Here is an 11341-nt window from a genome sequence, read left to right on the forward strand (position 1 = left end):
AGCCCCGCCGAAATACTAGGAGAAATCCTTCAACGCCTCCGTGATGAGGCTCCCCGGCGTTCCGAGCCGCACATGGGCCCCGTTCGAAGCGACCAGCTCCCCCGCAATCACGACGTCGGTGACGTCGCTAGCGGTCGCGCTGAAGGCGAACTGCCTAGGGATGGAACCGGCAGTCCGGACCGAGTCCGGTGCCACCGCCATCAGGTCGCACACTGCGCCTACCTCAAGTGCCGACGCGATGGGCGTGGCCATGGAAGCAGTTGCGCCGATGGTGGCTGCGTGGAACAGTTCCTGCGGCGAGAACCGGCCCCGCTGACCGGAACCGAGGCGTTCTCCATGCTCCAAGGTGCGCATTTCAACCCAAGGATCAATGACGGCATGTTGGTCCGTGCCCAGCGCGATGGCCGAGCCGGCGTCGGACAATGCACGGGCCGGGCCGATCCCGTCGGCCAGATCGGCTTCGGTGGTCGGACACATCACCACCGTAGCGCCCGCGTCGCCCAGCAGCCGGATATCTTCCGGCGTCAGGTGGGTCGCGTGCACGGCGGAGAGCCGGCCGGACAGGAGGCCATTGCGGGCCAGCAGTGCGGCCGGGGTGACGCCGTAGGCTTCGAGGCAAGCTTGGTTCTCGGCGGGCTGCTCGCTCAAATGGATGTGGAGGGGGATATCGGCCGGCAGTTTCGCGGCCACGGTCTTGAGCGCCTCTTCGGGTACGCCCCGGACGGAATGCAGGGCAGCCCCCACACCGACCAATTCCGGCGGAAAGCTCCGCGCTACCTCGGCCCGCAACGACGCGAGCCGGTCCAGCCAGGCTTCGGCATCGGCGTCGCCGAACCGTGCCTGTTCCGGGCTGAGCGGTGTCCCGATGCCTCCCGCGAGGTAGAGGGTATCCAGCAAGGTGAGGCGGATCCCGGAAGCAACGGCCGCCCGGGCCAAGGCAAGTTCCATCGCGTGCGGCTCCGGGTAAGGGGTCCCGCCCGGCTGGTGGTGGACGTAATGGAACTCGGCCACGCTGCTGAAACCGGATACCACCATTTCGGTGAAGACCGCGGCGGCGAGCTTCTCGTACTTCTCCGGAGTCAGCTCGGCGGCGCTCCTGTACATCTGTTCCCGCCACAGCCAAAAGTCACCGCGGCCGTCGTGTGTCCGGCCGCGCAGGATCCGGTGAAAAGCGTGCGAATGGGCGTTGGCCGCGGCCGGGAAGACGACGCCGTTCAGTATCTGGTCACCGGTTTCGGCCCGGACTCCTGTGGCGAATCCGGAGATGCGGCCTTCATGCACTTCCAGCCGCACGCCGGCGGCCACCTCAGGGCGGCGTGCCCCGGCGCTGCCCGTGAGATCGCCGTCGGCCTCAATCAGCGCCGCCTCGCACCAGAACCCGCTCACAGGAGTCCCTCCAAAACGTCGGCGAGGGCCACTGCGCCGGCCGAGGCGTCCTCGTCGGCCACGTATTCTTCCGGGGAGTGCGAGATTCCGCTGGGGTTGCGGACGAAAAGCATCGCCGAAGGGACATGTCCAGCAAGGACTCCGGCGTCGTGCCCTGCGCCGGTTGCCAGCACCGGCGCGCCCGGCAGGAGCTCGCCGATGCGTCGGCTAAGGGCGGGATCGAAGTGCACGGTGTTGCTGTAGGACTCCTCGGTGAGGCTGACGGTGCATCCCTCGCCAGCTGCGATTTCGCGGGCCGCGCCGTAGATCGCTTCAATCAGTTGGGCCGTCACGGCGTCGTCGGGATGCCGGGCGTCAAGCCAAAGATCCACGCGCGAGGCGATCACGTTGGTCCCGCCGGGAACCGGGGTCAAACGCCCCACCGTGGCCCGCGCGTCCGGCTGCTTCGCCGCGGTGTCACGCACGGCAACGACGATCTGCGCGGCCGCGACCATGGGATCGGCACGGTCGGCCATGAGCGTGGTCCCGGCGTGGTTGCCTTGGCCGCCGACGCTCAGCTTCCAGCGGCCGTGGCCCAGGATGGAACTTCCGACGGCGATGGCCGGGCCTTGATCTCCCAGTCCCCTGCCCTGCTCGACATGGAGTTCCACGAAGTCGCCGATCCGCGCCAGGGCGGCGGTATCGGGGCCGACATGCCTGGGATCGAGGCCGTTGGCCTGGGCGACATCGGCGAAGGTGTTGCCGTCGGCGTCGCGCAGGTTCCTGGCTTTGTCGACGTCGATGGCACCGGTGAGGAGCCGCGATCCCAGGCAGGCCACGCCAAAGCGGGAACCTTCTTCTTCCGGGAAGACCGTCACGGCCAGGGAGCGGCGCGGCTCAACGCCGCGGGACTTGAGAAGGTCGACGGCGGCCAGCGCCGACGCGACACCGAGCGGGCCGTCGAAGGCCCCGCCACCGGGAACGGAATCGAGGTGGCTGCCCGTGACAAGGGCGCCGTCCCGGGGCTTTCCCCACCAGGCCCAGGTAATGCCGTTGCGGTCGGCCTCGACGTCGAGGCCGCGCTGTTGGGCTTGTTCGATGAACCACTGCCTGAGGTCGAGTTCCGGCGTCGTATAGACGGCCCTGGAGTATCCCCCGCGTACCGCATCGCGGCCCACGTCCTTGATCGAGTCAAGGAGCCGATTGACGGTTTCCACGTGTTCCTCCGATTGATGAAGTCTGCCACCAAATAAAAACCAGATGCCACCGCGAACTATAGACCTCGGACGACGACCGGCGTACGTTAATGTCAAACACCGCACTGGGGAGGTGGAGTGTTTGGCCAGGTCTCTGGGGCGCTGTGGCATCTATTTGTTGCGACCCCTGCTTTTCGCCGGTTTCGGCGCGTCGGCATGGTTGCTGTGGCTTGCCGGTCCTTCGCAAGCAACAGACGTGGTGCCCACGATCCCGGCTGTTCCGCTCCCTTCGGTTTCCCTGCCTCCGGCTCATCCCACCGATCCCATCGGACGGCTCGTCAACCAAGTCCCCTCAGGGGTTCCAAGCCCAAGTCGATTGGCCACGGCTCCTGGAACCGTGGTTGGGCAGCTAACAGACCACGCCGTGACACCCGTGATTGGAGTCGTCCGCAGCGTGCAGGGCGTGGTGGGCCGCACGGTCAAGGAACTCGCGGCGCTGCCGGAGCGTCCTCCCGTAACGGAATTGCCGCAGGTGCCCGCAATACCGCAGCATCAAGATCCGGGCGTTCCGGCTGTCGCCGCCGCTCCCTTGCATGCTGAATCCGGCCCGGCGCTCACTGACCCCTCGACAATTGTCCGTACGAACGCCTCTCCACTCGCCGACCAGGCCGGGGCACGGGCGGGCACCAGGACTTCCGGATTCGAAGCGAAGGGTGTTGTCTTCGCTCCTGCCGCTCTAGTAACGACGGCGGACTTGTCGCCGGTTCCCACCGGGCCTCCGCCTGACACGCCCGCGACTGCGTTGGGCTCGCCGCATGACGCCGGATCCGACTCGGGGCCGCCGGGCGGTTCCTCCCATGGCGAGGCCGACCTGCCGGAACAACGTGCGCTGGCTCCGCCGCCCCGCCACGGTCCCATCCCCGATGGGCGGCAAATCCCCTCAGCCGCACCCGCATTCGATCCTGGTTCATCTCCCGACTGACCAAGCTGCCCCTGCCCTTTTGGCAGGCACGGCCAACTGCGCCGCACCGCGCAGGACACGTCTCAGTCAGGAGAAGACCATGCAGGACCGTAACCGAATGATAGGAAATTGGCCCGACCCCATGAGCAAAGGAGGAATATAGGAATAATCGAGCATCGCGACAGGCGCTCAGCGCCATAAGGGAACAACGACGCCGGCCGTACAGTCAGTCTGACTGCACGGCCGGCGTCGTTGTACTGACGGTGGGCCGATGTCGCTTTAGAAAAGGCTGTTCACTACGGCTTGGGTGAGCTGGTGGAAGATGTCGGTGCGGGCGGGGATATCGCTCTCGTCCTGGCCCTTGGTGTAAACCACGAACGCGAATGAGCTGGTCCCATTGGTGAGGATGCTGGCGTCGTGGAGTTCGTCGTCGAGCAATCCGTACTTGTGGAAAACGGTGATTCCCGCCGGTACCGCGGCAGGGATCAGCGATTCGTAGTTCGTGTTCGTCATGTAGGACAACAGTTGAGCCGTGTCCTGCTGGTTCAGGAGCTTTCCGCCATACAGGCCGCCCATGATGCTCGCCATCTCGGCAGGTGTCAGGGTGTTGTTCTCCGGGTCATAGCTGATCCCGATTGACGTGGCGTAGGCCTGCAACTCCGGGTGGCCTATCGTGTCCATGATCAAGGACCAGGAATCGTTGTCGCTGTCCTGGATCATTTCCTTGATTTGGAACCCGGAGGTGTAGTCCCCCAAAGGATCGTCAAGGGACGCCGCACCTGTTTCGACGAGGTGGTAGTAGGCAATGGCCGACAGGACCTTGGCTGTACTTGCTGCCTCGAACGGCTCTTGGACGCCGTATTGGTGCGTCGAACCATTAGAAAGATCAATCAGCGCCACGCCGATCTGGTACCCACTGTTCGCGTCGATGATCGCGTTGATTTGTGCATCAAGCGGGGGCGTGACAGTTCCTGCCGCTGTCTGGGCCGGTGCGGGGGCCACCGGGGTGGGAGCGGGAGCCGCTGCCGCCCTCGTCGGGGCTGCCGCAGCCGCTGGTTCATCCGCGGGAGCCGTCGGGGCCGTGACGAAATCGGAGGCGGAACGCGCGTGCGCGGCCGAGTAGACCGTGGCTGTCAGGGTCAGTGCCAGAACGGCCGAGCAGGCTGTCAGCAAGGCCGATCGACGCCGACGGGGACTCCAGTGTTTCCACCGATTTCTTTTGCGGCCGGACCTTTGGCCGGGACGACGGGGCTCTTGCTCTTCCATAATGAGGCAACCGTAGCCACCTCAGCTATGTGTGAGCTATGAAAATGCTGTCCGTCAGCCGCGTGTCGCCTGGATGAATATCAGGCGTCGCGGATCGGTGAGCCCAATACTGTGAACCGCGTGCCGCCCATCTCTCCGGACAGCAGTGGCATTGCCTCGGCTATGGCAGCCCGGACGCTGTCCAGTTGCAGCGATCCTTGGTGGGCTTCCGCCGATTCCCATAGTTCACAGACAAACACCGTGTCCGGCGATTCTTCGTTGACGCCCACCTCGTAGAGCAGGCAGCCTGCGCTCCGGAGCTCCGGTTTCGGTGTGAGCAGGATGGAGACGACGGCGTCCCGTTGGCCAGGTTTCGTGCCGAGACTTCCCACGTTCGCAAAGGTCATACGCCCATTGTTATTCATTCCTCGGACGTTATTGCGAAACCGAGTATCGGCGGACGAAGTTGCCAAGGATCTTCATCGGTTCGGTCGCCGTGACCTTCCGGGCGTCGGCCATCAGCTGTTCAGCAGCCTCTGGCGGGAAGTATCCAGCGTGGCGGTAAGTGTCGATCCGCGTGACGAGTCCCTCCGCGTCGAGCTCCGGATGGAATTGCGTTGCGTAAAGGTTCCGCTTGATACGGAACATCTGCACGGGGCAGGCGGCCGACCCGGCGAGCAGCACCGCATTTCCCGGCAGGACTGTGCACGCTTCCTTATGTCCCGTGAAAGCGACAAAGCGCTCGCTCATGCCCTCAAGGAGCGGGTCCTGGAGGCCCTCCGCCGTGAGTTTGATGGTTACGGCGCCGAGTCCTTCACCATAGGTCCGGTCGATCACAGCTCCCTGGTGAAGCCCCAGTGTCCCGACCCCATAGCAGGCACCGAGAAAGGGGAAATCGGCGGCAACAATCCTGTCCAGCAGCTGTGCGAGTTCTTTCTCCACCCGTTTCTGGACCGTGCTCTTGTGCTCTGGTGGGTCGCTCGACGTGAAAGGGCTGCCACCCACAATCACGCCCGAATAGCCGGAGAGATCAAGCTGCGGGAGGGGCGCCGCTTCCATCCGGATGCGTTGTAGCTGCTCCGGAGCGAGCCCTCCAAAACGGAGATACGCCTGGTACTCTTCCTCGGCAGCGGCGTCTTCGGCACGAGATGCGAGCAGGAGAAACGGCTTCACAGCCTAAGTGTGCACGCGGCGGCCGCGTCGCGCCAGCGTTCGGCCAAAACAACGCCGTCGGGCCCGGTGAATCGCCGTTCACGTGGGGGAAATATCCCGGTTTCAGGCAGGGCGGAACGCTTTCACCTCCTTCGGCCCTGGATTCCGCGGAATCATTGGGATCGTTGATACCCGCTCCGGGCGTTCCCTTGCCCGCGCGGAGATGGCGTTAACATTCCCGAAACATGCCCGACACGCGTTCTTCACGCCAAGCCCAGTTCTGTAACGTCCCCGCAATTTTTCCTCGCATTGCTCGAAACACGGGACCGGAAATATTGGGCATGGGAAGAACGGGGCCAGGTTACGGCGGCCCTCGTACAGCATTCCGATGAGAAGGGAAACGCACGTGGATATCACTGCGGAAAACGTTTGGGTGATGGTGTCGGCGGCACTTGCACTGCTCATGACTCCGGCACTCGGCCTCTTCTACAGTGGCATGACCCGGGCCAAGGCCTCCCTCAACATGATCATGATGAGCTTCATCTCCGCGGGCATCGTAGGCGCCGTGTGGATCCTGTGGGGCTACTCGATGATCAGCGGCAAGAGTGTCCTGGGGATCTTCGGCAATCCTTTCAGCAGCTTCGGATCAGCGGACCTCGTCGGTTCCACCGATCTCATGAAGCTCGGCTTCAGCGCTACCTTCGCCATGGTCACCGTCGCCCTGATCAGCGGCGCCATCGCCGACCGCGCCAAATTCACGTCCTGGGTCATCTTCGTCCCCATCTGGATCACCCTGGTGTATTGCCCCTTGGCCTTCATGGTCTGGGGTGGCGGCCTCCTGAGCCCCGGCGGGGCCATCAGTTCAGTCTTCGGCCAGGTGATTGACTTCGCAGGCGGCACCGTGGTGGAAATCAGCTCCGGCGCTGCCGCGTTTGTCCTGGCACTGATTCTGGGCAAGCGCCACGGCTTTGGAAAAGACCCCAACCACCGCCCGCACAACCTCCCCTTCATCATGCTTGGCGCCGGCCTGCTGTGGTTCGGCTGGTTCGGTTTTAATGCCGGCGCGGCCACGACGGCGGCGCAGGCCGGCTTGATCTGGGTCAACACCCTCGTTGCGCCGGCCGGAGCCATGCTCAGCTGGCTGGTCACAGAGAAGATCCGGCACGGTCACCCCACATCCTTGGGCGCCGCGTCCGGCGTCGTTGCCGGCCTCGTGGCTATTACTCCCGCCTGTGCCAACGTGGCTCCCGCCGCAGCCCTCGGCCTGGGCCTGGTGGCGGGCGCCGCCTGTGCCGTGTTTGTCGACCTGAAACACAAGTTCGGCTTCGATGACTCCCTCGACGTCGTGGGCGTCCACCTGGGTGGCGGACTTGTTGGCACCTTGGCGCTCGGACTCATTGCACTCCCTGTCAATGGCAAAGGTGGAGGCTTGTTCTACGGCGGCGGACTCCAGCAACTCGTGGCGCAGATCGTGGCCATTCTCGTCACCCTCGCAGTGTCCGGAATCATGACGGCAATAATTGCCCTTGCCATCCACAAGACGGTTGGATTCCGCGTCAGCCACGAGGCGGAGCTCGCTGGCGTGGACCTGTCAGAGCATGCAGAGACCGCCTACGAGTTCGGGAGCATGTCCCGGAGCCACTTCAACGCCCTCCCGCACGTCGACATCCCCGTGGCCGCTGCCGCCGTCGAGCTCCAGCGCGAGAAGCAAGCCGACCCCGCTTAGCGGAGGCGGGCATTTCCGCGGCCGCGCGGGACGCGTACGCTCAGTTTGTGGATATCGTCGATTTCCTCTCGGACCGCTTGAATGAGGACGAGGCTGCGGCGCGGAAACTCCTCGGCGACCCTTCGGTCTCCGAGGCGGGCAAATGGTACGAGCGACGCCTGCTCCTGGAATGCGAATCCAAGAGAAAGTTGCTCATTATCGTGGAATCCGCACGGCAGACGGCCCTGACCACGATGGTCAGGGGCCCGCTTGGGGATACCCCGCAGTGGATCCCGGAATTGATCGAGTGGACCACGAAATCGTTGAATGCCCTCGCGCTGCCCTACTCGGAACATCCGGACTTCGAGCCGGAGTGGCTGGCGGGGATGTAGCTGGCGGGCTGACCGGCGCCGCCGCTTCCTCAGTTCACTGATGATTTAGCTGATGGTTCCCTGTGAGTCGGACCAGCGTGTCTCAGGCCTCCTAGCTTTGGGACCATGAAAGTCAAAACAATCCCGGTCATCATCGGAACATTGTCTTGTGTGCTCGTCGGCAGCGCTGCGTTCGCGGCCGTTTCCACGTTCGCCGGCCCCCACGACGACGGAACTGCAGTCACCTCAATCGGCATGCGCGTCACGCCAACCGGACAGCAGACTTCACTCGGAGACCTTCCGCTCAACTCCGCCATCTCCCCCGACGGTAAGCGGCTCGCCGTCACGAACAACGGTCAGGGTACCCAATCCCTGCAACTCGTGGATCTCGCAGACCACGAGGTAGACCAGACCATCTCCTACAAGTCCCCTGAATCCCTCTACATGGGCCTGGCGTGGAGCCCGGACGGAACCAAGCTTTACGCAAGCGCCGCGGCAAATTCCAAAATCCGGAGCTACAGCTACTCCGGCGGCAAACTGGCAGAGGGCGCACCGATCCAGCTTCCCACCACGACGCCCGCGGGCAAGGCACTGAACCTCTTCCCGGCCGGATTGGCGATCACGCCCGACGGCAAGCGGCTCGTTGTTGCAGATCAGCTCGCCGACGCCGTCTCCGTGGTCGACCTCGCCACTGGCACCGTCTCGACGACGCCGGCGGGTCACCGGCCGCTTTCGGTCGCCATTTCCCCGGACGGCGCGACGGCGTTCGTCACCAACCAGGGCGCCTCGGACCTTTCCGCGGTGGACATCACGGGTGCTGAACCGAAGGTTTCCCGCACTGTCGCTGTGGGTCTCCACCCCAACAAGTCCGTCCTGTCGAAGGACGGCCGCACGCTTTACGTCGCCAACGGCGACGACGACACCGTCTCGGTTGTCGATACAGCCGCCGGCACAAGTTCGAGTGTCAGCGTCGCGCCCGAAAAGGGCGCACCGGTGGGAACCAACCCGACAGGGCTGGCCCTGGACGAAGCCGGGCACCGCCTCTTCGTGAGCAACTCCGGGAACAACGACGTCGCCGTCGTCGATCTTGCCCACAACACGGTTGCCGGTGTGGTGCCTGTGGGCTGGTATCCGAGTTCGTTGGCCTTCAGCGGCGGGACCCTGCACGTCACCAACGCGAAGGGTCTGGGCGCCGGGCCGAACAACGGCCCCGGCCACCCGAATCCCGAGTCCTCCGCCCCCGCCGCCGAAAACCAGTACAGCGGATCGATGATCGTCGGCACGCTGAGCAGTTTCACCGTGCCGGAGGGCGGCCAGTTGCAGAAGGCTACCGAGCAGGTGAAAAACAACAACCGCCCGGACACCGCTGGCGGCAACATCATCCCGCGCCAACCCGGCCAAGCGAGTCCCATCAAACACGTGATCTACGTGGTCAAGGAAAACCGCACCTACGACCAGGTGCTTGGGAGCCTCGGCAAGGGGAATGGTGATGCTTCGCTGAATCTCTTCGGCGACGAGTCAGCGCCGAACATGCGGGCCCTGTCCAAGAAGTTCACCACTATAGACAACTTTTACGCCGATGCTGAAGTCAGCGCCAACGGTTGGAACTGGGTGGCCTCGGCCAACTCGAACCCGTACGCAGAGCAAATGTGGCCGGCCAACTACTCGGGCCGCAAGGCGCCGTATCCCAGCGAAGGAAACGCCCCTGAAATCGCGGCCCAACAGCCTGACAACACGTATGTCTGGCAGCGGCTCGTCAAGGCTGGCGTCAGCTTCCGCAACTACGGCTTCTACGTTTCCAACAACGCCGGCGTGTCCAACGCCGCGGACCCCGTTCTGGATGCCCAGACCGACCACGACTACCACGGTTACGATCTGAACTGCCCTGATTCGGCCGGATCGTTCGCACCCCTGAAGCCTGGTTGCGGTACTCCACGCATTGAAGAGTGGGCCAAGGACTTCCAGGCCCACGTGACGTCCGGAACCGTGCCAACGGTCCAGTTCGTCCGGCTGCCGAATGACCATACGCAAGCCACCCGGGCCGGCGCCCCTACGCCGAAAGCCTATATCGCGGACAACGACTATGCGCTCGGCAAGCTGGTGGACACCGTGTCCCATTCCTCCGTATGGAAAGACACCGCTATCTTCGTCACGGAGGATGACGCGCAGAACGGCCCGGACCACGTGGACGCGCACCGCACTCTGGCGCTGGCCATCAGCCCATACACCCAGACCGGAAAAGTGGATTCAACCTTCTACAGCACGGCTTCAATGGTGCGCACCATCGGCCTCATCGCCGGCATCGGCCCGCTGACCCAGTTCGACGCGTTCGCTACTCCCATGAACGCGTCGTTCACGGCCAAGCCTGACAACACGCCGTACACGGCACTCAAGCCCAGCTACGACATGACCACCGTCAACGGCGCAAACGCTCCGATGGCCCCCCAGGTGGCCACCCAGGACACCGCCACCGAAGACAAAATCGATGAGCAGCTTTTCAACAAGTCCATCTGGCAGTCAGTGAACGGTGCTGGCTCGAAGATGCCCGAACCCCAGCACAACGTGATCGGATCGGGATCGGGCTCCAGCACCGGTTCCAGCGGCCAGGGGAGTGTCCGTTTAACGGTGGATCCGGTGCTGGCATTTAGTTGATTCTTCCTTCGAAGGTGATGGCGAATGCGTTCAGTGCCGGCTTCCATCGTGTGGCCCATCGTGCCCTGCCTTTGCCTGTCGGGTCTAGTGCCCGGGTGGCCAGGTAGAGGCATTTCAGGGCTGCCTGCTCGGTGGGGAAATGACCTCTGGCTCTGACTGCGCGCCGGTAGCGGGCGTTTACGGATTCGATGGCGTTGGTGCTGCAGATGACCCGCCGGATTTCTACGTCGTAGTCCAGGAACGGCACAAACTCGCTCCAGGCGTTCTCCCATAGCCGGGTGATCGCCGGGTACTGCCGGCCCCACTTGGCGCAGAACTCGACGAAGCGTTCCTTCGCGGCGCCCTCGGAGGGTGCGGTGTAGACCGGGCGAAGGTCCCGGGACATTTCGTCCCAGTACTGCCGGGCCGCGTAGCGGAAGGTGTTCCGGATCAGGTGCACGATGCACGTCTGGACCACAGAGCGCTCCCAGACCGTACTGATGGCCTCGGGTAGGCCTTTGAGCCCGTCGCAGACCGTGATGCAGACATCCTCCACACCCCGGTTCTTTACTTCCGTCAGCACCGCAAGCCAGAACTTCGCCCCCTCGCCGCCGTCCCCGGCCCATAGCCCGAGGATGTCCCGCTCGCCGTTGACGCTGACGCCGATCGCGACGTAGACGGGCCGGTTCGTGACTTGCCCGTCCCGGACCTTGAC

10 protein-coding genes are annotated in these 11341 nt (G+C 64.1%); 4 read left to right on the plus strand and 6 right to left on the minus strand.

All coding sequences use genetic code 11. The features are described from left to right. Window positions 1-15: 15 nt before the first annotated feature. Together J2S96_RS17990 and J2S96_RS17995 are read right to left on the minus strand one after the other, a co-directional pair. Entirely contained in the window at window positions 16-1386 is a 1371-nt protein-coding gene (locus J2S96_RS17990; RefSeq protein ID WP_306866517.1) for a formimidoylglutamate deiminase, read from the minus strand. Continuing rightward, complete coding sequence (locus tag J2S96_RS17995) at window positions 1383-2582, minus strand: allantoate amidohydrolase (RefSeq protein ID WP_306866520.1); 1200 nt, start codon at window positions 2580-2582, stop codon at window positions 1383-1385. The genes J2S96_RS17990 and J2S96_RS17995 overlap by 4 nt, the downstream gene beginning before the upstream one ends. A gap of 403 nt (window positions 2583-2985) precedes the next feature. Here J2S96_RS17995 and J2S96_RS18000 point away from each other — a divergent pair, with 403 nt between their 5' ends. Continuing rightward, window positions 2986-3543, plus strand: a complete 558-nt coding sequence (locus J2S96_RS18000; protein ID WP_306866523.1) for a hypothetical protein — start codon at window positions 2986-2988, stop codon at window positions 3541-3543. A gap of 258 nt (window positions 3544-3801) precedes the next feature. Here the strand turns inward: J2S96_RS18000 and J2S96_RS18005 are convergent, their stop codons facing one another. The 3 genes from J2S96_RS18005 to J2S96_RS18015 all read right to left on the minus strand — a co-directional run bounded on the left by J2S96_RS18005 (window position 3802) and on the right by J2S96_RS18015 (window position 5940). After that, entirely contained in the window at window positions 3802-4695 is an 894-nt protein-coding gene (locus J2S96_RS18005; protein ID WP_306866526.1) for a serine hydrolase, read from the minus strand. 173 nt (window positions 4696-4868) lie between these two features. Continuing rightward, window positions 4869-5174: a putative quinol monooxygenase gene (locus J2S96_RS18010; RefSeq protein WP_306866530.1), complete on the minus strand. Its 306-nt coding sequence runs from the start codon at window positions 5172-5174 to the stop codon at window positions 4869-4871. Between the two features lie 28 nt (window positions 5175-5202). Further along, window positions 5203-5940 (minus strand): glutamine amidotransferase, encoded by a 738-nt coding sequence (locus J2S96_RS18015; protein ID WP_306866533.1) that lies wholly within the window; start codon window positions 5938-5940, stop codon window positions 5203-5205. A 367-nt stretch (window positions 5941-6307) separates the two neighbouring features. Between J2S96_RS18015 and J2S96_RS18020 the strand changes: the two genes are divergently transcribed. The 3 genes from J2S96_RS18020 (at window position 6308) to J2S96_RS18030 (ending at window position 10647) form a co-directional block, all read left to right on the plus strand. Continuing rightward, on the plus strand, window positions 6308-7645 hold the full coding sequence (locus J2S96_RS18020; protein WP_370873157.1) for an ammonium transporter: 1338 nt from the start codon (window positions 6308-6310) through the stop codon (window positions 7643-7645). Window positions 7646-7692: 47 nt separating this feature from the next. After that, window positions 7693-8016 carry a DUF6221 family protein gene (locus tag J2S96_RS18025; protein WP_306866538.1) on the plus strand — a complete coding sequence of 108 codons (324 nt, stop codon included), beginning with the start codon at window positions 7693-7695 and terminating at the stop codon, window positions 8014-8016. Between the two features lie 105 nt (window positions 8017-8121). Beyond that, window positions 8122-10647: a bifunctional YncE family protein/alkaline phosphatase family protein gene (locus J2S96_RS18030; RefSeq protein ID WP_306866541.1), complete on the plus strand. Its 2526-nt coding sequence runs from the start codon at window positions 8122-8124 to the stop codon at window positions 10645-10647. Here the strand turns inward: J2S96_RS18030 and J2S96_RS18035 are convergent. Then, window positions 10640-11341 (minus strand): IS256 family transposase (locus J2S96_RS18035; protein ID WP_306866542.1); only part of this gene is annotated, 702 nt, incomplete at its 5' end. The genes J2S96_RS18030 and J2S96_RS18035 overlap by 8 nt on opposite strands.

This window comes from Arthrobacter bambusae (assembly GCF_030812595.1).
Lineage (GTDB): Bacteria > Actinomycetota > Actinomycetes > Actinomycetales > Micrococcaceae > Arthrobacter > Arthrobacter bambusae_B.

Excerpts from the sequence above, each read along its gene's own strand:
- J2S96_RS18020 (WP_370873157.1), top strand. The coding sequence starts at position 6,308 with ATGAGAAGGGAAACGCACGTGGATATCACTGCGGAAAACGTTTGGGTG.
- J2S96_RS18030 (WP_306866541.1), top strand. The coding sequence starts at position 8,122 with ATGAAAGTCAAAACAATCCCGGTCATCATCGGAACATTGTCTTGTGTG.
- J2S96_RS18010 (WP_306866530.1), bottom strand. The coding sequence starts at position 5,174 with ATGACCTTTGCGAACGTGGGAAGTCTCGGCACGAAACCTGGCCAACGG.